This is a genomic window from Ignavibacteriota bacterium (assembly GCA_016713565.1).
In the GTDB taxonomy this organism is placed as follows: Bacteria; Bacteroidota; Ignavibacteria; order Ignavibacteriales; family Melioribacteraceae.
Map to the genome: position 1 here is coordinate 266,337 of JADJOX010000008.1, position 24,098 is coordinate 290,434.

Consider the following 24,098-nt stretch of genomic DNA (forward strand, 5'->3'; position numbering starts at 1 on the left):
AATTCTATAATATAGAAAGCATTTATTATGAAATTTTTAGAAGATATTCATCCGCTAACCATACATTTTCCAATAGCATTTTTTACATTGTACTGTTTAACAGAAATCGTTAGTCAATTTTTCAGAAAAGATGAACTAAAAAAGCTTTCGTTATTCTTTTTAGTAATTGGAGTTTTAAGCGCTACGGTTTCGGTTTTAACGGGCAACATGGAATTTCAAACAATTACGCAAAATAATTCAATTTCTCAATCTTTAATAAACGAAATTAGATATCATGAATATTTTGCGACATTAACATTGTGGTATTTTTTCTTTCTGCTCGTATTGAAAACTTACATAATATTAAAAAAGAAAAATCAATCTAAATTAAACTATTTATTTGTTATTTTTGCTGCGTTAGGATTTTATTTAATATTTACCACATCCAAAATTGGCGGCAGATTAGTATATGAATTTGGTATTGGAACAAATTTGCTCAAATAGATTCGAATAAAATGAATTTCTATAAACATATTTTTTTTATCTTCTTTTTTGTTTTAGGGTTATTAGTTGCTCAAAATGATAATGGCCATAGTGCAAAAGGCGCCTTTTTTACACTTGGTGTAGGACCACGATTTCCTATTGGAGAATTTAGCAGAAAAAATGATATTGGTCCCGGTTTTAATGCTGCAATTTCCTATACAGATATTGAATTCCTACCGGTTTTTTTCTACGGAAAATTAGGCTACCAAATTTATTATGGTAATTATAATTACTATAAGACTTCTGATTTTTCCACTTTAAATTCTTCATTATTCACAGCAGATATTGGTTCAAAATATTTTTTCAAACCTATTGTTGATGATGCAATTCTTCTAATGCCATTTATTGAAGGTGGAATTTCCTACGCATATATCACAGAATTTAGTCAGTATAAAATTGATTTAGGAAAAAAAAATCAATTAAATAACTTTTCTAAATTTGGGTTTCATGCCGGCGTTGGGTTGTCTCTTTTTCTTATGGATGTTTCAGCCGGTTATAATTATTTGTACCAATACCAGTTTGTCTATCTTGATTTACGAATAACAATTCCTGTAGCCGCAACATTATAAGGAAAATTTAAATGGAATTTAAAAATATAATTGTTTCTTCAGACGATGATATTTTATTAATTCAAATAAATCGTCCCGAAAAGTTAAATGCGCTTAACAATGAACTGCTAAAGGAATTAGATCAAATATTTACCGAAATAAAATCAGATAGTTCAAAAGTTATAATTATAACAGGTGCCGGAGATAAAGCATTTGTTGCCGGCGCTGATATTAAAGAATTAAGAAGTTGCGATTTAGAAAGCGGAAAAGAGTTTTCGCTGTTTGGTCAGAATGTTTTCAGTAAAATTGAAAATTGCGGTAAGCCTGTAATTGCAGCTATAAACGGTTATGCTTTAGGTGGCGGATGTGAATTAGCATTGGCATGCAGCATAAGAATTGCAAGTAGCCGCGCAAAATTCGGTCAGCCGGAAATTAACTTGGGAATAATTCCCGGTTACGGCGGCACACAAAGATTTACAAAATTGGTTAATTCCGGAAGAGCCGCTGAATATATTCTAACCGGAGATTTGTTTGACGCCGAAGAAGCTTATAGAATAGGTCTTGTTAATAAAATTGCAGCGCCAGAAGATGTAATGTTGGAAGCCAAAACATTGGCTAATAAAATAGCTTCCAAAGGACAATTAGCCGTAAATGCCGCGTTAAGTGCAATTAAAACAAGTAATAATTTAAATTTGGAAGACGGGTTGAATTTGGAAGCTGAGTTATTTGCAAAATGCTGTAACACAAAAGATTTCAAAGAAGGCACACTTGCCTTTTTGGAAAAAAGAAATCCAAACTTTACAAACGAATAAAGTACATAATATTCAGTAGTTTATAAATGATTACTAAAAGAAAAATAATTTACATTCTGACTTCGGTTGTTGTTTTTCTGTTGTTATTGAACGTTCTACTCGGCTTTGTCAATATAAGTATGCCTTCAAATAAATCTGATTCAATTAGTAAAAGAATTATTGATGAAAAGTTTTTAAAAGTTTTATCGGATTATGGAATAAGTGAAAATTGGATAACAAACGGCAAAATCCAAAATGGTAAAAGTGATTCACTGAAAAACAGTTTGATTGTTAGATTGCCCGAAGATGTTCCGATTGCACAAATAATTAAAGATATTAATATTGAGTTTACCAATCAGCCGGTTGTAATTAGTTCTTCGGAAGAAAAAATAAATGGGTTGACCAATTTAATTATTGAATCCGGTAAAATTATTAAATTGATTGCCGATTTTAAAAATGAAGAAAATTTGGTTAGAGATTTTTGCTTTATAGGATTTATACTTCAGAATGTGGAAGAGTTAAACGAAGCGGAATTTAACGAACTGACAGAAAATCCAATTCATTTTGGCGCCGTTTTACCTTTAGAAGTTAATTCTACTATAGTTGCTGAAAATCTTATTAAAGCAAAAAAAGAATACTTTATTGAGCTAGACGATGATTCGGATAATTTGAATTTTGATCTATCTGATGATATTGAAACACCGGAAATTAAATCAAATATTAAAAGGATTATTTCGTCATTTAACTCTCCGAGAATATTTTTTATTGATGAAAATAATACCGGCATAAATAAAAACATTCAAAAAATAATTGATGAAAAATTGACCGAAAGGAATAGAAGCTTGGTTTTTTTTAATAGATTAACTTTTTTGAAAGGTGAAAATTCAGAAGAATTAAAATCAATATTCAGATTTCATTTGAGTAATATGAAAAACGGTCAAGCTAAAACTTTCAGAATAAATGTTGATGATTGGTTTTTAATCCAGGATGAACTTACACAAATTATGAAAAGAGGGGATCGGATTGTAAATCCTTCTACACTTTTATAAATTTTCTAATTCAAATTCATCAAATTGTTTTAATTGATCTTTAACTGAATTTTCATCTCCAACAACCGTAATAAGCAACTTATTAAAATCAATATTATCATTTGCTGCTTTTAACACGTCTTCGATAGTAACTTTATCCAATTCATCAACGTAAGTTTCAAAGTAATTTTCCGGCAGATCAAATAAAGGAATTAACGATATGTTTGAAGCAATTTGTGAATAAGTTTCAAACATTGACGGGAATCTTCTTATTAAATAAGATTTCGCAAAATCTATTTCACTTTGTTTAATATCTTTTTTAATTTCGTTCAATTCATAAAGAATCTCTTTAATAGCGTCGCCTGTATTTTCTGTTTTAACCGATGTTGAAACCAAAAAAGTACTTCCCAAAGCATTGTAATTATAATTTGAATGAGCGCCGTAAGTATAGCCTTTTGCTTCTCTTAAATTTAAATTTATCCGACTTGAAAATTGTCCGCCTAGTATTGAATTTAATATTGTTCGCGCATAAAAGTCTTCTGTATTTCTTCCCTTTGAGAAATGGCCGATTCTTAATTCACTTTGAACAGCATCAGTCTTACTTGAGAAAACAATTTTTTTATTTGACTCAATTTTTGGGAAAATTGGCGTCATACGCTCAACGGATTTCCAGTTACTTAAATAATTATTAATAATAGTCTGGCATTCGGATTTTTCTAAATTGCCAACGACAATTATAAATGAGCCGTTTGGAATAAAATTATTGTTAAAGAAATCTTTTACATCCAAATTAGAAATATTATCTAACGAACTATTCGTTCCGCTTGAAGGAAATTGATAAGACGTTCTTTGAAATATAGTTTTGTTAAATAAAGTTGAGGCAACAAACGATGGATCGTCTTCCAATTGGATATTTTTTGTAATAAGTTTAAGCTTTTGTCTATTAAAATCGTCATTGCTGAGATTCGGTTGTAAAATTATTTTTGAAAGTATATCTAGAGATTCTTCTAATTTTTCCTTCATGCAAAGCAAAGAAATTGACGTGAATTCCTTATTAGAATTAATATTTAATATTGAGCCCATCAATTCAAGCTTGTCGGAAATATCAAAACCAGATAAATTACCAGCACCTTCGTCAAGAAGCATTGAAGTAAGATAAGAAACGCCTTCTTTTCCCGTTGGATTATAAATACTTCCTGAAGGAATGTAAATATTTAATTGAACTATTGGAAGCGTTTCCTTTTTATTAAAATAAATATTACAAGAATTATCGGAAATTATTTTTTCAATAATTGGAGTTTTAAATTTAATGATTCCGTTCGGAGCAGGTTTTACTGATCTATTTAGCATAATAATTTATTTTTGATTAAAAAAAATCCCTATTTTGAAAAACAAGATAGGGATTTATAAAGTAATTTAATAAGTATTATTTTATAATAACAAATTCTATTCTTCTATTTTTAGCTTTGCCTTCCTGAGTTGAATTATCGGATATTGGTTTCGATTCACCAAAGCCGGCTGTTGTTAAACGATGTACAGCAATTCCTTTCTGTACTAAATAATTTTTAACAGAAATTGCTCTTTTTTCTGATAGAATTTGATTAGAAAATTCATCACCATCGTTATCCGTATATCCTTGAATTTCGACATCAAAATCAGGTATTTTGGATAAAATTTCTTTTATATCATTTAGAATATGTTTGGATGATTCAGTAATTATATCACTATTAACATTAAATTGTATATTTGTAAAAATTAATTTTTCTCCTAATTTAGTTGATTTAGCAATCAGATTCTGTTCATGCTTTACAATTGTATCAAGAATTATTGATTCTTTACTTTGTTTTAAAAGAGGAATGTTTATTTTATCTTCGTTGGTAATTTTAATTTCAATTCTTCTGTTAAATGCTCTTCCTCTTGATGAATTATTATCAGCTATTGGATATCCTTCACCTAATCCTGTCGCAATTAGCCTTTTTGAATCTATGCCATTGTCTATTAAATAATTTTTTACGGCATCTGCGCGTCTTTGAGAAAGTCCAATGTTATAAAGATCAGTTCCATAATTATCGGTATGTCCTTGGATTTCAATGTTTATTTCTTGATGATTTTGCAAAACTGTTAACAAATGTTTTAAAATTGGATAAGATTCCGGTAAAAAGGTAGATTTGTCAAACTCAAAGTTTACTCCAAATAATATTATTTTTTCAACTTGTTCAATTTCTTTTTTTATTATTTCTTTTGGTTCGCTGCCATAGTTATTAGTAATGTAAGTATTATGTTCAATTATTTGATTTGGTTTCTCTCTTAGTCCGGAAGGGTTTTCGCAAATATTTGATTTTTCTCCGGTTTCAAAATACCAATTTACACCTAAACTGAAAGTCATGTAAGAATCGCCGTTTGTCTTAAAAAGACCTTTCAATTCATTTTTTTGAATATTTCCGTCTAAGTAATTATGTGAAGATGTTAAATAATTAATTTCCGTATTAAGTTTCCAATATTCACTTAAATAAATTTTTAGTCCAACTCCTAAATCGTACTGATACCGAAAATGAGTTTTATCAATTTTTTTTGATGGCGCTCCTGTAGGTCTAAAAACTTGAAATCCAAATCCGGTAAGAATATATGGAGAAATATATGAACACGGAAATATTTCATATAAAAAATCAACACTACCGCTTAGTAAATTTGTTTTAACAATTTTTTGATCGGAATCTTGATAATAAGAAGATTCCATATGCAAAAATGAAGGTCTAAATCTTGCAGATAGATTTTCATTAAAGCTTCTATTTAAATCAAGATAGAATCCAAAATTTTCATCTTCGGATATCATTGGTGTCGTAATTCCCATTAATCTAGGATAAGTTCCTCCAAATCCAATTCCCCAAGAACTTTCCCACATCTGAGGTTGGGCAAAAATATTATGTGATAAGAACATTAGAAAAATAATCCTTACCAAAACGGCGGGAAAAATTTTTGTTTTCATATAACTTTCATTTTATATTAAAATGCTTCTGTTTATTATATAAATTTAAAGAATAAACATAATTAAATACAGAAATAAGAAAATATTGTGATTTTAATCAAATTTTATTTAAAAAAGAACGTTTTTTAAAATTTATTTTGAGATTTGTATAAATTATGGGTTTGGTGTTGGAAATAATTTAAAAAAAATCCCTATTCCGAAAACCAAAATAGGGATTTTATAAATATTAAGTTAAGCTACTTAGAAATTTGGAATTCAATTCTTCTATTTTTAGCTTTTCCTTCTGGGGTTGAATTATCTGAAATAGGTTGAGTTTCACCAAAACCGGCAGTTGTTAAACGATCGACTGAAATTCCTTTCTGTACTAAATAATTTTTAACAGAAATTGCTCTTTTTTCAGATAATACCTGATTGTATTGGTCATTTCCATCACTATCAGTGTGACCTTGAATTTCAATATTTACATTCGGCATTTTTGATAAAACATTGGCAGCATTATCCAATATTTTTTTAGAATCGCTTGTTATTACATCGCTGTTTGTCTTAAAGTGAACATTGGTAAATACAAGTTTTTCACCCATTTCAATGCTTTTAGCAATTTCTTTTTCTTCCAAAGTTCCAAATTGGTCAAGATTTACTTTAGCAGGTTTTGAAGATTGTATTTGTATTTTATCTGAGTTACTGATTTTAAATTCAATTCTTCTGTTTACAGCTCTTCCATACGCGGTTCCGTTATCTTCAATTGGTTTTGATTCTCCATATCCAATTGTTGATAATCTGGATTCGTTAATTCCGTTTTTAACTAAAAATTTCTTAACAGATTTTGCTCGTTTCTCCGAGAGGAACTCATTATAAAGATTATTACCTAGGCTATCAGTGTGTCCTTGAATCTCAACATTTGCGTTAGGATATTGTTTTAGAATATCAACTACGTGCAATAAAGTTTTTTCAGATTCTTGAGTTAATACATCGCTGTCGAATTTAAAGAATACACCTTCAATCTTAACTTGTTCACTATTTTTTACGGCATTTTCAAATTCTGATCCATTTATATCAGCATCACCCTCAATTTGTTTTGAGCATTTACCACTTACACCTTTATAAATACTAAATTCTATTCTTCTATTAATTGCGCGACCGATTTCAGTTCCATTATCGGCAACAGGTTTTCTTTCTCCGCAGCCGCCCGTATATAACCTATCGCCATTTACATCGCGAGTTATCAAATAATTTTTAACAGAATTTGCTCTTCTTTCGGATAAGTCCAAATTATATTCATCTGTACCAATACTATCTGTATGACCAAGTATTTCAATTTTTTCATCAGGGAACTTGTTCAAAGTAACGGCTACATTATTTAGTATAGCTTTGGATTCTTCAGTTAATTCGTCTTTATCAAATTTGAATTTTACATTTTCCAAAACAAATGATTCACGTTTTGTCACTGCTTTTTCAACAATTTTTTCAATATAAACTGTATCAACAACTATTTTTTCAACGGGAACTTCTTTTATGACTTCTCTAATACCGAATGGTTCACATATTCTTGATCTCTCTCCTCTATCAAAATACCAAACAATACCAACTTTGAGATTCATATATGAATCGCCGTTGCTGAATAGAAGTCCTTTTGTTTCGTTGATGTGATCATTCCCGTCAATTTTATTATTTGATGCAGTTACATAATCAAATTCGGCTTTTAAACTTACATCGTCAAAAAATTTAAATTCGGCGCCTAATCCTAATAGTGCTTGATAACCAACCCAGGCGTCTTTCATTGCCTCACGCACACTACCCATATATGGATTTGTAGATTTAAAGTACGTAATTCCATATCCGATCAAAACAAACGGAGAAATTCTTTCACACGGTAAAATAGTATAAAGTGCTTCTAAGTTTATCATTCCCATGTTTACAAAATTATCGACTTCTTCACGACCATTTCCATAATAGAATGAATTTAACATTACATATCCTGGTGAAAGTCTGAAACCAAAATGTTCTGTTAAATTATAACCAAGTGTAAGGTATGCCCCAATATTTTCATGTGATGCAATTGATTGATCACTTATTGCCATATATCTAGGATAACTTATTCCGCCGCCTAAATACCAGCTGGTTTTATAGACTCGCAAGCTATCTTCATTTTCAACTTGGGCAAAGTATATATTGGTTAAAATTAGAAAAAATATAAATACTTTTTTCATTATGCTGCCTCACTTGTTTATTACTATTTTTAGTAATTTTTATATAAAAAACTAAGAAATATTTCTTTCTTAATCCATATTAAACAATAAAATCTTAAATTAAGTTAATATAGTTTTAAATTTTATCGAACAAAATTTTTATATCATTATTTAAAAAAATAATAGTCAATATGTAATAAATAGGATTTTTACAATAATCAAAAATTTTATTAATATATTCGCAAAAATTTTGATTATTGTTAGTTTATAAGAAATATGTAAAAAATGTAATTATCGATTTATTTTTTTGCGGATAAAATTAGATCGATAAGCTCTCTAAATACTCCTTCTCCACCTTTATTTTGCAAAACTAAGTCTACTCTATTTTTTATTTCACCTACAGCATCAACTGGGCAAGCAGAAAATCCAACTTCATTTATAATACCTATGTCATTCACATCATCACCAATAAAGGCAACATTTTCTGGTAGAATATTTTCAAGTTCACAAATTTCCTTCATTTTATTTTCTTTATCCCAAATTCCTAAAAATAAATAATCAATATTCATCTTTTCTCCGCGAACTCTAATAACCTCAGAAGTATCGGTTGAAATAATTGCTGTTTTGATGCCAAAATTTTTTATTATTCTTGCTCCCATACCGTCTTTTACATTAAATTTTTTCATTATCAATCCATCATTTGTATAATACAATCCTCCATCAGTAAGCACTCCGTCTACATCTGTAATAACTAATTTGATGTCAAGAGACTTTAATTTTTCCATTTATAAACCCATTTAAAATTGTTGGTTTCAATGAATACTAAATATAAAAAAAAAGGCTGCAATATTTTGCAGCCTTAAAAAAGTTTCTAAAAAAACTTTTAATTGAAGCTATATCTTACTGATAATTGAATTCTGAAAACGTCGTCAATTGAAGCAGTTGGCTGGAATGTCTCAGAAATTAATTTACCGCCTGTTCTTGCCAATTGATATTGAACTTCACCTTCAGCATTAGCAGAAGCATTTTTTACAACAACTAATGGAGTAGTAGTTGTAAATCTTTGATTTACACCCCAATCCGGATTGAGTAAATTTCCGAAGTTTAAGAAGTCAACTCTAAATTGCAATGAATTCTTTGCACCTAATAATTCCATAAACACTTCTTGAGTAACGCTGAAATCTGCTCTAAATACCATTGGTAAGAATGCAGCACCTCTTTCAGCATATTCACCTCTATGTTCGCTTAAGTAATCATCTTGTTCAATATATGAATCCCATGCATCAGCTTGTTGGCTAGCAGAAAATAGAACATTATTGCTATTATCAACAATGTCAACAAAATTCATTTCTGATTTATCGTTAGCAATATAAATAAGATCGTTGCTTGTACCGCCGTCACCATTTATATCACCGCTGAATACATAACTTGCATTTCCTGGAGTATATCCATCCCAGAATAATGAGAAAGTTGTAGCGCCAAAATCAAAATATTCTAATCTATATGAAGCAGCTGCAAAAACTCTACTTCCCGGTGAATAGTTTGAATATCCAACACCTGGATCATTAGGATTTCCGCTATGTTGATTGTTATTCCATGAACCAAAAGCTATTGAACCTGCGTCAACTGTATTTTCTGCATAACCATAGCTGTAAGCAACTTTTGCAAACCAATTATCGCTAAATGGTTTTTCAATTGAACCAGAAAGGTTTAAAGATGAACCAACATCTTGATTCTTAAGTACTATTGCATTGGCTATATTGCTATTAATTCTATTGCTGGTTGTCCATCTTGCACGGTTATCAACACCGGTAAAATAAGTATTAGGATCGGCTAAGTTTGCATTTATATAATAAACGCCATTTACATCCTTTCCGTAAATTGCTTCAGCAGTTCCAATTAAACCAAATGGTAATTTTTGATCAACAGCTAAGTTTGTTCTCCAAATTTGCGGAAATTTAAAGTCTTCATCGGTAAATGCCAACTCATAACTTGATGCCGGATCACCATTAACTGAAGTAGGTTTATAATGGTTAGGATCAGGATTGAAAGATCTTGCAGTAGTATTATCCTGTTGTTCAAAACCTGTTAACACGCCATTATTGCCAATTTGATTTGAAATCCATACATATGCAGGTTTTCCAGTAAAGATACCTGTTCCGCCTCTTACCTGTGTTGCCTTACTTCCATTTACATCCCAGTTAAAACCAATTCTTGGTGAGAATAATGGGTTTGCATTAGGTAATTTGCTTGTGGAGTAGTGAACTGTATTTCCATCTTCATCTTTGAAATTCAGCGCATCAGCTTGAGCATTATCGAATCCTGTATTACCAAAGAAAGGAACGTCAATTCTTAATCCTAAGGTTAATTTCAACTCTTTATTTAAATGCCAATCATCTTGACCGTAAAGTCCCGCATAGTTAACTTCAAGAGGCTGAACCGGTTTGTCCATACCAGGAATATTTGACCATCTTACCTGAAATCTTCTAACGGTAACTGGTGAAGCTGTATTGTTCAAATATGAATTTGCGTCGGCATAAAAATCATCCAAGGAATTATATACATAAACACTCTGTGATCCAGGGAAGAATACGTTTTCCGATTTGTAATATTCAAAACTAAATCCAAATGTAAAATTATGATTTGCACCGTAAATTGAGAAGTTGTCTTGAATTTGGAAAGTTTTATATCTTAGTTCGTTATTTGGTGTAAATGGTTCAAAACCAAATGAAATATAGTTAGATCCGTCTTTTAAAATGTCAACCATTGGAAATAATTTATCACTCTTATAACCACGGCTTTCATCTTGGTAGGTATAACCAACAATCAAATTATTAGCCATATTATCGCCAACTCTTGTGTTCAATTCACCAACAATTGATCTAATATTTTCCAAAATACTGTAGTTTGAACTTTCATAGTTTATAGAGTTTGAATTTGTTCTTCTGCTGCCAAATCCTAATGATGAAGAGTTAGACATAAGCACATCAGTTTCTGAATCTAAATGTGTATAACGTAAACTTAATTTATTGTTTTCGTTAATATTATAATCTAATTTTCCAATAAATCTAGTTGCCGGTGTTTCAAAATCATATCCTTGATATCCACCGGTTTCGTATCCAAAATTTTGTTTTAAATAAGAACTTAAGTTATCCAAATCTGACTTTAAAACTCTAGTCATATTTCCTGCAACAGGATCACTTCCGTTGTTTGCAGTAAAAGTTGTAGCAGGTGTTGTAAGTGCTTCATTCTCAAAGTTCATAAAAAAGAATAATTTGTTTTTTATGATAGGACCGCCTAAACTTACACCTACTTGCTTATAATTAAAAGTTCCGGGATTGAAATCAATATCTCCGGCTTTAGTACCAACTAAACTTTCATCTCTGAATTTGTAATATGCTGTACCAGAAAAGTCGTTTGTTCCACTTCTTGTAACTGTGTTAACACCGGCACCGACAAAATTGCCTTGTCTAACATCATAAGGAGCAATATTTACTTGTAATTGTTCAATAGCATCCATTGAAATTGGCGCTACACCTGTTCTGTCGCCAGGTTGACCGGCTAAACCAAATGAATTGTTGAAATATGAACCGTCAACGGCTATATTGTTATAACGGTTATCTTGTCCAGCAAATGAAAAACCTTGAGCGCCGCTTCCATCAGGAACACCTGCTCTGCTGAATTGCGGTGTTAAACGAGCATAATCACCTATTCTACCAGTAATTGTAGGTAAAGCTTTTATTGCTTCTTTTGTAATGGCTGTTGCAGCCCCTGTTCTTTCAGAACTGAAAATAGCGTTTCTTTCGCCGGCAACTACAACTTCACCTAATTGAATGCCTTCATCCGACATAACAAAATCGATATCTGTTGATACACCAAGGTTAAGATAAACGTTTTCTTTTACTTGATTTTTGAATCCAACATAAGATGCTGTAACTTTATAAGGTCCTCCGACTCTCATACCAGCTACAAAAAATCTTCCGTCTAAACGAGTTGAAGCACCATATGTTGTTCCTGAAGGCGTATGAACTGCAATAACGTTAGCGCTTGGTAACGGATTTCCGTCGCCGTCAGTTACTAATCCGTTAATAGACGAAGTTGTAACCTGTGCGAATAGCGAACCAAAGCTAAACAGAATTATCAGTATTAAGGTTAATTTAAAGTATTTTTTTTGAGGCATAAATATCTCCTATTTTGTTAGGTAATAATTTGATAAATCTTGCGACTTTTTATGATTTGTATACTTAAATATTTGTAAAAATGTTGTCCTTTCCAAAATAAAAAATAGATTTAATAATTTTTTAACATTGCATTTGTCAAAAAAAAATTAATTATTTCAAAATAATTGTAATAATTTTATAACTGGTTTTTAATTTGTAATTTTAATTTTTAAGTGTTTTGTCAATAATTTATACGATTTTCGGTTTTTTGGAAATTGAATATGATTGTAAGAAAGTTCAAAAATGAAAAAAGCATTATTTATTCTTTTGCTGGCATCCAAAGTTTTTTCACAAAGTTTTACATTTGTTGGAGTTATTGGAGATTCGTTAGATAATAAACCTATTGAATTTGCAAATATATATGTGCCAAAACTTAATATTGGTACAGTTTCCGATTCTAGTGGTAATTTTTCTTTAGCCTTTTCTCAAAAAGGTAATTTTCTCGTCAAATTTTCACATCTTGGATATTTAGATATTACGAAAGAAATTGAAATTCCTCCAAAGAAAAAAATATCAGTTAAATTAATTCCCAAAGAAATATTGCTTGAACAAACAACTGTAATTGCTTCGCTTCCAAAATTTAGAAAAACACCGGTTGCAAATTATGAGATTGAAGAAAATCAAATAGAAAATTTAATTGGGAATAGAGACGCAGGATTTATCTTAGAAAATTCGCCAAGTATTTTTGTTTCTTCTCTTGGCGGTGGTATGGGTGATTATAAAATTTCAATACGCGGTTTTAATCATACAAATATTGCTGTAATGTTAAATGGCGTTCCTGTTAATAACCCTGAAAATGGAGAAATTTATTGGTCAAATTGGGCAGGAATTGGAGATGTTCTTGAAAGAATAAATGTTCAAAGAGGTTTAGGTTCAAATCCATTTTCAGTTTCTACAGTTGGTGGTTCTGTTAATTTTTTAACAAAAGGAATTTATTCAATAGAAAATTTTGCTAAACTTAGTATTGAATTAGGTTCAGAAAATTTTCAAAAGAAAACTTTCAGTTTTTCTCAAACTTTATCTAATAAGAATTTATCGCTTACTGGTTTTTTATCGAAAAAAAATTGGAATGGTTTTGCAGATCAAACTTGGGTAGATGAAATCTCATATTATTTGGCTATTGGCGGAATTTATGGAAATCATTCGCTAGAACTTCAAGCTATTGGTTCATCACAGGAACACGGCCAGCGTCTTACAATGCTTACAATCGATGAATGGAAAGCTCGTGGTAAAAATTTTAATTCTGATTGGGGATATTTAAATGGAAAACCGTTGAATTTAAGAGATAATGTTTTTCATAAACCAACATTTAATCTAAATCATAATTGGCAGATTGATGAAAATTGGATTCTTTCAAATATTATGTATTATTCTTATGGAGACGGCGGCGGAACTGTTCCTCCTTGGGTTAATTTTAACAGGACTGAAAATGGACTAATTGATTTTAACGGTGAATGGATAAAAAATTCAAATAATATTAATACAAATTTTGATCCCAAATTAAATTTTACGGAAAACGCTTTAAGATTTACTGTTCATAGGCATAATTGGTATGGACTGATTTCAAATATTAGATTTAAAAAAGATAATATGGAAATATCTTCTGGTCTTGACGCAAGATATTATACTGCCCAAAACTATAGAGAAGTCAGCAATTTGTTAGGAGGTGATTATACTATAGGAAGCAGCAATGTTAATTGGGATGTAAAAAAATTATTATTCAAAGGCGATAAAGTAGATTATGATGCGGATAGTTATGTTAGACAATTCGGCGGATTTGTTCAAGACGAAATTCAATTGAATAATATTCTTTTATATGCTAATATTTCAGTTTCATCAACGGGATATAAAAGACTAGATTATTTCAATTATCTTAGTAATGATTCTCAAAGAGAAACAAACTGGTTTGATATTTTTGGTTATACGATTAAATCTGGGACCAACTACAATTTGGATAATGTGAACAATTTATTTTTTAATATTGGATATTTTTCAAAAGCACCATTAGCGGAAAATGTTTATGATTATACAAATCATAAATATGAAAATGTTAAAAACGAAAAAATATTCAATGTAGAAATGGGATATGGATTAAAAACTTCTGAAATTAAATTTAATTCAAATATCTATTATACTTTGTGGAAAGATAAAGCATTAAGTGAAACAATAAGCGATATTAACACAAACCAATTTTATTTTTTTAATTTATCAGGTGCGTCTTCAAGACATATTGGTATTGAATTATCTACAACTTGGAGAATGAATTCATCATTAAAATTTGAAGGGATGATTTCAAATGCTGTTAATAAATGGACAGATAATGTTTTTGCAGTCGTGGCTCCGGAATCAGATCCTACACAAAAATCAATTGTTTCATCGTATGTAAAGAATGTTTATGTCGGCGGATCTCCAATGACTACAGCTTTATTTAGTGCTGAATATGAAAACAATATTTTTAAAAATCTTTCACTAAGAATAAATCCGATAGTAAAATTTTATGGAAATCACTTTGCGGATTTCAATCCAAACTTAAGAAGTTTTAAATCCGATGAAGGTGTTAACTCATGGAAGCTACCAAATTATTTTATTGCTGATTTGCATATTTCCGCAATTTTAAATTTAAATACCCATTTCATAGAAAAACTTATTTTACATTTTGACTCGTTCAATATATTTAACAATAAAGATTATATAATTGATGCGCTTGATGGAACTGCACATAATTCTAAAAGTGCTTTAGTTTGGTATGGAAGAGAAAGATGGTGGAATTTTTCATTATCTTTTAAGTTGTAAAAAATAATTTAAAATTCTATGAAATTTATAAGAACAGCTTTTTTGATCTTTATTTTCTCGATTACATTAATTGCGAAAAATCAACCCTATGTTATTTTAATTTCATTCGATGCATTCAGATGGGATTACTGCGATAGGGGAATTACTCCAAATTTGGAAATGATGCGGCAAAATGGCGTAAAAGCTAAATCATTAAAACCTTGTTTTCCATCTAAAACATTTCCAAATCATTACTCAATTATTACCGGAATGTATCCGGAAAATCATGGTATTATTGCAAATTTTTTTATAAATCCATTTACAGGTGAAAAATATAAAATAGGTGATGCAGCAAGCGTAAGACAAAGTAAATGGTATTTAGGTGAAGCATTCTGGGAAACAGCAAGAAGAAATGGAATTATTACAGCAAGTTGTTTTTGGCCCGGCTCTGATATTGATTTAGATTATAGAAGACCGAATTATTTTGAGTATTACGATCATAGTAAACCTTATAAAGAAAGACTAGATGAAGTAATAAATTGGCTAAGTTTACCTCAAAATATAAGACCACACTTTTTAACAGTATATTTTCATGATACCGATACATTCGGACATGAATTTGGTCCAAACTCATTTGAAGTAAACCAATCAATAAAACGTTTGGATTCGTTAATCGGGTATTTAAATTCTAAACTGATTGAAATTGAAATGAAAGACAGTGTGAATTTAATTTTAGTTTCCGATCATGGAATGACAGAAATTGAAAAGGAAAAAATTATTAATATTGAAGAATTGATTAAAAATTATAATTTAAAATTTGAAAACAATGAAACTTTTGCGTTTATTGAACCAAAAGAAAAAGATATAAAAAAAGTTTACAGTTTATTAAAAGAAAATGAAAATCATTATAAAGTTTATCTCAAAGATGAAGTTCCTGAATATTATCATTACTCTAAACATCCCTTTTTATCATCAATATTTATGATGGCTGATTTGGGATGGACAATTGTTGATAAAAGAATATTAGAAAAAATGAATAATACAATCTCTAAAGGAAATCATGGATATGATAATAATGAACTTGATATGCATGGAATATTTTTAGCAGAAGGACCGGCATTCAGAAAAAATTTTCAAATAAGTACAATTCAAAATATTGATATTTATCCTTTGCTCTCAAAAATATTTGGAATTAATCCCAGATCAAACATTGACGGAAAATTAGAACGAATAGAATTTATTTTAAATCAATAAGGAATTAAGTGAAAGATTTATTAAACATCGAGTATAAAAAGATCACATTAAAAAACGGCTTAGAAGTTATTTTATATAAAAACGATTCTTTCCCGACTATTGCGGTAAACATTTGGTATAAAGTCGGCTCAGCAAATGAAATTCCAAATAAAACTGGCTTTGCACATTTATTTGAGCATATGATGTTTCAAGGTTCTCAAAATGTTCCTAAAGAAATGCATTTCAGATATATTCAAGAAGCTGGTGGAAGTTTAAACGGTTCTACAAGTATGGATAGAACAAATTATTATGAAACTTTACCATCTGATAGTTTGGAATTGGCACTTTGGTTAGAATCCGATAGAATGGGATTTTTACTACCGGCATTGACTGAAGAAAAGCTTGAAAATCAAAAAGACGTTGTGATGAACGAGAGGAGGCAAAATTATGACAATCAGCCTTACGGTTTGGCTTGGGAAATTTTATTTTCAAATTTATTCCCGTCAAATCATCCTTATAATTGGCCTACAATAGGTTGGATGAAAGATATTGAAAAATTTGAGTTAGATGATGTAAAAGAATTTTTCAAGAAATATTATAGTCCTAATAATGCAAGTCTTGTTATTGGCGGAAATTTTGACGAAGAAAACGCGGTAAAACTAGCCAAAAAATATTTTGAAGAAATTCCAAATCAAGACAAAATAAAAGAAATTCAAATTGAATTTCAAACGCTTGAAAATATAAATAAAATTATTCATGAAGATAATGTTCAATTATCTAAAGTATATTTTGCGTGGAAATCGGAAAAAGGTTATGCCGAATATGACGCTGCTTTAGATGTGCTTGCAGATATTTTAGCCGGTTCTAAAAGTTCAAGACTCCAAAAGCAACTTATTCATAATTTGCAAATTGCTCAAGATGTTTCAACATTCCAATATTCGGCAAAATACGACGGCGCATTTTTTATTACAATCACGGCTCAATTAAATTGTGATTTAGAATTACTTAAAAAAGAAACATTTAATGAAATTAATAAGATTATTAATGAAGGAATTACTGAACTGGAACTTGAAAGAGCTGTTAATAGTTATAAATCATCATATATATATTCTTTGCAAAATTTAGATAATCTTGTAAATCAAATAAATAGTTATAACTGTAATTTAGGTGAACCAAATTCATTTAAATATGATATGAATAGATATTTGAAATTGAATTGTGATGATATTCGAAGTGCTGCAAAATTATTTTTGGAAAATAACTATGTCGAACTTCAAATAGTTCCTAAACAGAAATAGTTATTTATAATTAACAAATTGAATCGGAAAATCTAAGTCAGTATCTCGTATAAAATTTATTACAGCTTGCAATTCATCTTTTTTTGCACCTTGAACTCTGACTTGTTCATCCATAATTTGAGCATTAACTTTTAGTTTCAAATCCTTAATCAGTTTAGTAATGTGTTTTGCGTTTTCTTTGCTAATACCGTTTTGAAGTTGTATTATCTGCTTTACTCTTCCACCGCTAGCACTTTCAATTTCATTAAGCTTCATTACTTTTAATGAAATTTTTCTTTTAATAAATTTTGATTGAAGAATATCAACCGAAGTTTTAATTCCGTATTCATCTTTAGAGTTTAAAGTAATGGTTTTATCACTTTTACTTAAATCAATAGAAGTGTTTGAATCTTTCAAATCATATCGTTGAATAATTTCTTTTTTTGCCTGATTTATTGCGTTGTCAATTTCTTGAAAATCAACTTCAGAAACTATATCAAATGAAAAGTTTTGTGCCATAGTTATTGTCTTTTTAATTCTTTTTGAACCTACGACTTTCCCGATCTTCGATTGGGACGCGTTACCCGTAATTATAAATACGGTAGTTGAAAATCACCGTTATTTAACTTAATAATGAAAATTTCATTTTTTTCTTTTTCATAAACAACTCAGTTTTTTGAGCATCATGTTTAGAAAAAAATCTTTAGTAAAAATAATATTCCATAGAACAATAGATTTAGTTTGCCCGAAATTATGTTCAGCAAATCCACGAACTAAATTATTAGTGTAACCAAATAAAACCTGCCAACAATATAGCTTTTAAGAATATTTAATGGAAAAACATAATTCATGTCGGGGTGATAGGATTTGAACCTACGACTTCTTCGTCCCGAACGAAGCGCGCTACCGGACTGCGCCACACCCCGATCAATATGATTAAAATCAACATTTGAAATTTAGGACTTAATTTTATTAAAATAAATGAAAATTGAAACGATAATGAAATTAATTTTGATGTGAGAAATTTTAGAGGAGATAATGCAAGTAAATACAGAGCAAATTTATTCAAAACTTAACAATATCCAAAATTTACCCACAATTCCGGAAATAATGTTTGACGCAATTAGTGCAATAAAGACTCAACCCGGTAATATTTTAAAAATTTCAGAAATTATTGGTAAAGACCAAGGAATGGCAACGAAAATATTATCGGTCGCAAATTCACCGCTTTATGGAATGTTGAGAAAAGTATCTACGCTTGAATTTGCTATTATGATAATGGGTTCGAGTGAACTGGAAAAAATAGTTACTGCAATTTCATTAACTAATGCTATTAGATTTAAACCAATTCCAAATTTTAATGAACAAGAATACTGGAAGCATACAATGGCTGTTGGTTTAATTGCAAAAGATATTTCGAGAAGATTAGGATTTCCTGAAATAGCCGGCGACGCATTTATCGGCGGAATACTCCATGATATTGGAATTCAGCTAATCGTAAAATATTTTCCACAAGAATTTGAACTTATGTTTTCAAATCTAAGAGAAGATAAAAAATTTCTTGAATGTGAAATAAATACTCTTGGTATATCGCATCAAGAAATTGGAGCTTTTCTGCTTAAAAAATGGAACCTGCCAAATTCAATAACAGATTGTGTTTTATATCACCATCATCCTCATAACAGTAATGAAAATAAAGAATTAGTAGCAATCGTTCATCTTGCGGATTTTATAACAAATGAATTTAGAAGCGCAAAAGGTTATTGGGATCAGGGAATTCAACTCGATACCCATAATTGCGACGCGTTAGGTTTCGATTCACACAACGATTTAGTTAATTTTTATTCAGAATATTCAGATTTGGTTTCGGACACTGTAGATTCAATTCGAATTTAGTTATTCAAATTAGTTTCAAAATAAAATGACCTAATGTTATTAAGTAAAGTGAGTTTAAAAGTAATTTCAGCAAAGAATTGCTTTTAGAAATTTCCGGATGTAATTTCAATAACATCACAAAATAACTAAAAAGAGCATGCTGTTTTAAATACCTTTCATTCATCTTTTACTAAATGTATCTTTTTGAGAAAAATTAATTAATTCTAAAAGAAGTTAATTAATTAAAAATATAACTTCAAATAAAAAAATACACATTGTATTATTTGTTTTATAAAGTGAATAGTTTAGTATATCTGGTAAATTCAGGTTATTTTTTGAAAGAATCTAAATAACTGAAGCCAAATGCCAGCGCAAAACCTGCAACGCCAATTAAAATTGTAAGTAAGTTGATCTCAAATTTTACCGATGAATTGAAAATAAATGAAATGAATTTTATTAACAATGCGAAAAGAAAAAATAAAGAGAAGCCCAATAAACCGTAGGATAAATGATCAATTAAAAAAGATCTTAAGGAATTAGTAGTTTTAAATTTTTCTATTTGATTAGTAGCAGATGAATTACCTTCAGAATTTATTTTTTGTGTTTTTGTATTTTGTTTATGCATAAGCCGTTTCTTAAATATTTCCGTTTTTTTTTAAACTTCTATAATATATGGAAATTAAATTATTAATTATCATAAGTTTTTTTGTGGAATACTTTATTTATCAAAAACATAAAGAAAACGTTAGCAAATCCTAATAAGCTAACAACTACCTCATTTATACCGAAATCAATATTTGCAATTATGCCATATAAGAAAGGAATTAGTTTCATAATAAAAAACGCACTTAGGAAAATACCAAAATAGAAAAAACTATCATTGCAGACTTTTTTGAAAAGTCTTACTTTTTCTTCAATATTTTCTGCTGACTTCATTCCAAATCTATCAAATACTAATTCAGTGTTCATTTTTTCCCTTTTGTTTTTATTACTATACCAAATATGTAGTAACAAAAATTAAAAATTGTGATGCGCAACAAGCAATTCTCATAATGTTCTCTCAATTTGAAAAATATATTTAAAAAAATTTGTTTTTAATTTGTAAATTATTATTTTAACGTAAGTTATAGAATTTATATTATGATTTACATCAAATGAATACAGTAACTAATACAAATGCAAAAAGATATTTGGCATATTTTTATTTTGTATTGGTTTTTATGATTATAATTTTACTTAACTTTTAAGATTCTGCTGAAAAATGGAGCATAATAATGAAAAAAAATAGCAATACTGTTGAATTTGATTTAATTGGAGATAGTTTTCAATTAAAAGGCAGATTTAAAACATTTTTCGTTAAGCCAATATTGGTAGGTGTTTTCTTTTTTTCAATATTTTTTTCTGTAATACTTATTACAAAACTCTCAACATACTTCATTGGTTCAACATTAATCTTTGGATTCAATATTTACGATTTATTTTTTTCACTTATTGGATTTGGGATTGGTTTTTTAACCGAATTTACAAGACAAGTTAAAAAAATATTATCAAGGTAGTTTAAAATTTAAATTTTATTTTAAATTTCATTCCGCTTTGTAGAAAATAAATTTTGTATTATTTTTACAAATAAATCCTTTAACATTATCCGGCGAGATAACCAAGGAATGAAAAATATAAATAACATAAACTTAGGAGACCTCAGCGACTTTAGTCAATGGGGATTTTTTTTATATGAATATTAAAGCAAAAGTAATAGATGAATCTGGATTGAACAGAACAATAACAAGATTAGCTCATGAAATATTAGAACGAAATAAAGGTTCTGAAAATATTGTTTTAATTGGAATGAGAACTCGAGGAGAATTTTTAGCCAAAAGAATATTAAATAAAATCTCTGAAATTGACGTAAAAACACCTCCCTTAGGAATTTTAGATGCTACTTTATATAGAGATGATTTTAGAACAAGATTAAAACAGCCCGAAGTTTCCGTAACAAATATAACTTTTGACATTTCAGAAAAAAATGTAATACTAATTGACGATGTTTTATATACTGGCAGAACAACTCGTGCCGCTTTAGATGCATTGATGGATTTAGGCAGACCAAGCTCAATTCAATTTTGTGTTCTTGTAGATAGAGGTCATAGAGAAATGCCAATTAAAGCTGACTTTGTCGGGAAAAATATTCCAACTTCGCTAAATGAAGAAGTAAAAGTGAAAATGAAAGAAATAGACGATGAAGACGCGGTTTATTTAATAGAATCACCAAAATAATTTTTTTTATAGAGGGAAAATGTCATTAAAAATTAAACACCTTTTAGGTTTGCAGGACGTTTCTAAAAACGATATCCAATTGATTTTAGATACCGCAACAACCTTTAGGGAAGTTTTGGAAAGACCGATTAAAAGAGTTCCGACATTGCAGGGAACAACAGTTGTAAATTTGTTTTATGAAAATTCTACTCGAACAAGAATTTCTTTTGAACTGGCAGAAAAAAGACTTTCAGCGGATACATTAAATTTTTCCACTTCTACGAGCAGCGCTAAAAAAGGTGAAACATTTAAAGATACCGTTAGAAATATTGAAGCGATGAAAATCGATATGATTGTTGTTCGTCATCAATCAGCCGGAGTTCCATTATATTTATCTAGAATTTCTAAAGCGGCTATTATTAATGCCGGCGACGGCAGACACGAACATCCAACTCAAGCTCTGTTGGATCTGTATTCAATTAGGGAAAAACTTGGTAAGTTAAGTGGATTGAAAGTATGTATTGTAGGAGATATTGCCCACAGTAGAGTTGCTCTTTCTAATATTTTCGGATTGAAAACAATGGGAGCCGAGGTTTCGCTTTGCGCACCTCCAACAATGATACCCAGAAATATTGAACAGTTCGGAATTAAAATATATCATGATATTAATAAAGCTGTTAGTGAAAATGACGTATTAAATGTTTTAAGAATTCAGCTAGAACGTGATGCAGGAACTACAATTCCTTCTTTGCGTGAATATCATAATTATTTTGGAATTACTACCGAAGTAATTGAAAATAATAATAAAGATATTTTAATTCTTCATCCCGGACCAATTAACAGAGGAGTTGAATTGTCTTCCGAAGTTGCAGATGGACCGTATCAAATTATATTAGATCAAGTTACAAACGGAGTTGCTGTCAGAATGGCTGTTTTGTATTTGCTTGGGACAAAAAATTCGTAATTATTAAAATTGGATTACAAAATGAAAATTGTATTAAATAAAGTTAGAATTATTAACCCAGAACAAAATCTTGATGAAAAAAATGATATTCTAATTGAAAATGGGATTATCCAAAAAATAGGAAATCTAAATAAAGAAGATTTGGCGAATGCGAAAGTTTTTGAGTTGGATGGGAAAATTTGTTCACCCGGGCTTTTCGATATGCATGTTCATTTGCGAGAACCCGGAAGAGAAGATACCGAAACGATTTTTACAGGATCAAATGCAGCAGCGGCAGGCGGTTTTACAGGTGTTGCTTGTATGCCAAATACAAAACCCGCAATTGATTCGGCAGAAGTTGTGAATTTTATTAAAGACAAAGCCGAAACTCATCTAGTTGATGTTTATCCAATTGGCGCAGTAAGCAAAGAAAGAAAAGGTGAACATTTAGCTCCTATTGCAGAATTGGTAACTGCGGGTGTTGTTGCGTTTTCTGATGACGGTGTTGCGGTAAAAAGTGCGTCATTGCTCAGAAATGCACTCGAATACTTGAAAATGTATGATCTTCCCATTATTGAACATTGCGAAGATGAATCCCTTGCAGGTGGAGCAATGAATGAAGGAACGGTTTCTACAATGTTGGGACTTCCATCAATTCCAACAATTGCGGAAGATTTAACCGTAATGCGAGATATTGCTGTTGCGGAATATGTTGGAGGTAGAATTCATATAGCTCATATAAGTTCAAAAAATTCAGTTCAGTTAGTTAGAGAAGCTAAAGCAAAAGGTTTGAAGGTTACAGCTGAAGTAACTCCACATCATTTTACTTTGACAGATGAATCATTGATTACGTATGATTCAAATTACAAAATGAATCCGCCTTTAAGAACTGAAGAAGATGTTAAGGCTATGATTGAGGGATTAAAAGATGGTACAATTGATTGTATAGCAAGCGATCATGCACCTCATGCAATTGAAGAGAAAGAAGCTGAATTTATATATGCGCCGAATGGAATTTTGGGTTTGGAAACTCAGCTTGGTTTATCGTTAAGTGAATTAGTACATAAAAATCATTTGTCTATAAACATGCTTATTGAAAAATTAGCGGTAAATCCACGAAAAATATTAAATATTCCGGTACCACAATTTAAAACAGGTGAAAAAGCAAACTTAACAATTTTTGATCCAAATGAGATTTGGACAGTTGATTTGAAAAAATTCAAATCAAAATCTAAAAATTCACCCTTCGATAAAAGATTATTGACCGGAAAACCAATTGCGGTAATAAACAATTCTAAAATATATATAGATGGAAATTTTATTGAAATATGATGTATATTTTTCTATACAATACAACTTATTACTGAATACAAAATAAATACTAATTTTTAAAAAGCCTTGAATTTGAAAAAATTTGAGGCTTTTTTATTTGGCATCTTCCTTGAAATAGATAAATTAGAATTT

General features: G+C 29.9%; 20 protein-coding genes and 1 tRNA gene. 12 read left to right on the plus strand and 9 right to left on the minus strand.

All coding sequences use genetic code 11. The annotated features are described in order from the left end of the window. Positions 1-27: 27 nt before the first annotated feature. From IPK06_15830 to IPK06_15845, 4 genes are read left to right on the plus strand one after another with little or no spacing between them, the layout of a single operon-like run. Entirely contained in the window at positions 28-483 is a 456-nt protein-coding gene (locus tag IPK06_15830; GenBank protein MBK7981442.1) for a DUF2231 domain-containing protein, read from the plus strand. Between the two features lie 11 nt (positions 484-494). Beyond that, complete coding sequence (locus tag IPK06_15835) at positions 495-1,091, plus strand: hypothetical protein (GenBank protein ID MBK7981443.1); 597 nt, start codon at positions 495-497, stop codon at positions 1,089-1,091. An 11-nt stretch (positions 1,092-1,102) separates the two neighbouring features. Continuing rightward, on the plus strand, positions 1,103-1,882 hold the full coding sequence (locus IPK06_15840) for an enoyl-CoA hydratase/isomerase family protein (GenBank protein ID MBK7981444.1): 780 nt from the start codon (positions 1,103-1,105) through the stop codon (positions 1,880-1,882). A gap of 26 nt (positions 1,883-1,908) precedes the next feature. Continuing rightward, positions 1,909-2,910, plus strand: a complete 1,002-nt coding sequence (locus IPK06_15845) for a hypothetical protein (protein MBK7981445.1) — start codon at positions 1,909-1,911, stop codon at positions 2,908-2,910. Here IPK06_15845 and IPK06_15850 read toward each other — a convergent pair. The 5 genes from IPK06_15850 to IPK06_15870 form a co-directional block, all read right to left on the minus strand. Continuing rightward, positions 2,905-4,239: an insulinase family protein gene (locus IPK06_15850; protein MBK7981446.1), complete on the minus strand. Its 1,335-nt coding sequence runs from the start codon at positions 4,237-4,239 to the stop codon at positions 2,905-2,907. The two genes, IPK06_15845 and IPK06_15850, sit on opposite strands and share 6 nt — an antisense overlap. Positions 4,240-4,315: 76 nt before the next feature. After that, positions 4,316-5,875 carry an OmpA family protein gene (locus IPK06_15855; protein MBK7981447.1) on the minus strand — a complete coding sequence of 520 codons (1,560 nt, stop codon included), beginning with the start codon at positions 5,873-5,875 and terminating at the stop codon, positions 4,316-4,318. Between the two features lie 236 nt (positions 5,876-6,111). Continuing rightward, positions 6,112-8,082 carry an OmpA family protein gene (locus IPK06_15860; protein ID MBK7981448.1) on the minus strand — a complete coding sequence of 657 codons (1,971 nt, stop codon included), beginning with the start codon at positions 8,080-8,082 and terminating at the stop codon, positions 6,112-6,114. Between the two features lie 278 nt (positions 8,083-8,360). Then, complete coding sequence (locus IPK06_15865) at positions 8,361-8,846, minus strand: HAD hydrolase family protein (protein MBK7981449.1); 486 nt, start codon at positions 8,844-8,846, stop codon at positions 8,361-8,363. A gap of 98 nt (positions 8,847-8,944) precedes the next feature. After that, on the minus strand, positions 8,945-12,241 hold the full coding sequence (locus tag IPK06_15870; GenBank protein ID MBK7981450.1) for a TonB-dependent receptor: 3,297 nt from the start codon (positions 12,239-12,241) through the stop codon (positions 8,945-8,947). A gap of 283 nt (positions 12,242-12,524) precedes the next feature. On the opposite strand from IPK06_15870, the gene IPK06_15875 reads away from it, so the two are divergent. From IPK06_15875 to IPK06_15885, 3 genes are read left to right on the plus strand one after another with little or no spacing between them, the layout of a single operon-like run. Continuing rightward, positions 12,525-15,074, plus strand: a complete 2,550-nt coding sequence (locus IPK06_15875; protein MBK7981451.1) for a TonB-dependent receptor — start codon at positions 12,525-12,527, stop codon at positions 15,072-15,074. An 18-nt stretch (positions 15,075-15,092) separates the two neighbouring features. Further along, entirely contained in the window at positions 15,093-16,307 is a 1,215-nt protein-coding gene (locus IPK06_15880; protein MBK7981452.1) for an alkaline phosphatase family protein, read from the plus strand. Positions 16,308-16,315: 8 nt separating this feature from the next. Then, positions 16,316-17,584 carry an insulinase family protein gene (locus tag IPK06_15885; protein MBK7981453.1) on the plus strand — a complete coding sequence of 423 codons (1,269 nt, stop codon included), beginning with the start codon at positions 16,316-16,318 and terminating at the stop codon, positions 17,582-17,584. Here the strand turns inward: IPK06_15885 and IPK06_15890 are convergent, their stop codons facing one another. Both IPK06_15890 and IPK06_15895 read right to left on the minus strand, forming a co-directional pair. Further along, positions 17,585-18,082: a YajQ family cyclic di-GMP-binding protein gene (locus tag IPK06_15890; GenBank protein ID MBK7981454.1), complete on the minus strand. Its 498-nt coding sequence runs from the start codon at positions 18,080-18,082 to the stop codon at positions 17,585-17,587. Positions 18,083-18,415: 333 nt separating this feature from the next. Then, positions 18,416-18,489: transfer RNA gene (locus IPK06_15895), tRNA-Pro, on the minus strand. A gap of 112 nt (positions 18,490-18,601) precedes the next feature. Here IPK06_15895 and IPK06_15900 point away from each other — a divergent pair. Further along, positions 18,602-19,459 (plus strand): HDOD domain-containing protein, encoded by an 858-nt coding sequence (locus IPK06_15900; protein MBK7981455.1) that lies wholly within the window; start codon positions 18,602-18,604, stop codon positions 19,457-19,459. Between the two features lie 307 nt (positions 19,460-19,766). On the opposite strand, the gene IPK06_15905 is transcribed toward IPK06_15900, so the two are convergent. Further along, positions 19,767-20,063, minus strand: a complete 297-nt coding sequence (locus tag IPK06_15905) for a hypothetical protein (GenBank protein ID MBK7981456.1) — start codon at positions 20,061-20,063, stop codon at positions 19,767-19,769. 62 nt (positions 20,064-20,125) lie between these two features. Then, a complete protein-coding gene (locus tag IPK06_15910) occupies positions 20,126-20,407 on the minus strand; it encodes a hypothetical protein (protein MBK7981457.1) in 282 nt (93 codons plus the stop codon). Between the two features lie 305 nt (positions 20,408-20,712). Between IPK06_15910 and IPK06_15915 the strand changes: the two genes are divergently transcribed. From IPK06_15915 to IPK06_15930, 4 genes are all read left to right on the plus strand, one after another. Further along, the gene (locus tag IPK06_15915; GenBank protein MBK7981458.1) at positions 20,713-20,994 is read left to right on the plus strand and encodes a hypothetical protein; all 282 of its coding nucleotides are present in this window, start codon (positions 20,713-20,715) and stop codon (positions 20,992-20,994) included. Between the two features lie 175 nt (positions 20,995-21,169). After that, entirely contained in the window at positions 21,170-21,712 is a 543-nt protein-coding gene (gene pyrR / locus IPK06_15920; GenBank protein MBK7981459.1) for a bifunctional pyr operon transcriptional regulator/uracil phosphoribosyltransferase PyrR, read from the plus strand. Positions 21,713-21,731: 19 nt separating this feature from the next. Continuing rightward, positions 21,732-22,655, plus strand: a complete 924-nt coding sequence (locus IPK06_15925) for an aspartate carbamoyltransferase catalytic subunit (GenBank protein ID MBK7981460.1) — start codon at positions 21,732-21,734, stop codon at positions 22,653-22,655. A 21-nt stretch (positions 22,656-22,676) separates the two neighbouring features. Then, positions 22,677-23,966 carry a dihydroorotase gene (locus IPK06_15930; protein MBK7981461.1) on the plus strand — a complete coding sequence of 430 codons (1,290 nt, stop codon included), beginning with the start codon at positions 22,677-22,679 and terminating at the stop codon, positions 23,964-23,966. The last annotated feature ends 132 nt before the right edge of the window (positions 23,967-24,098 follow it).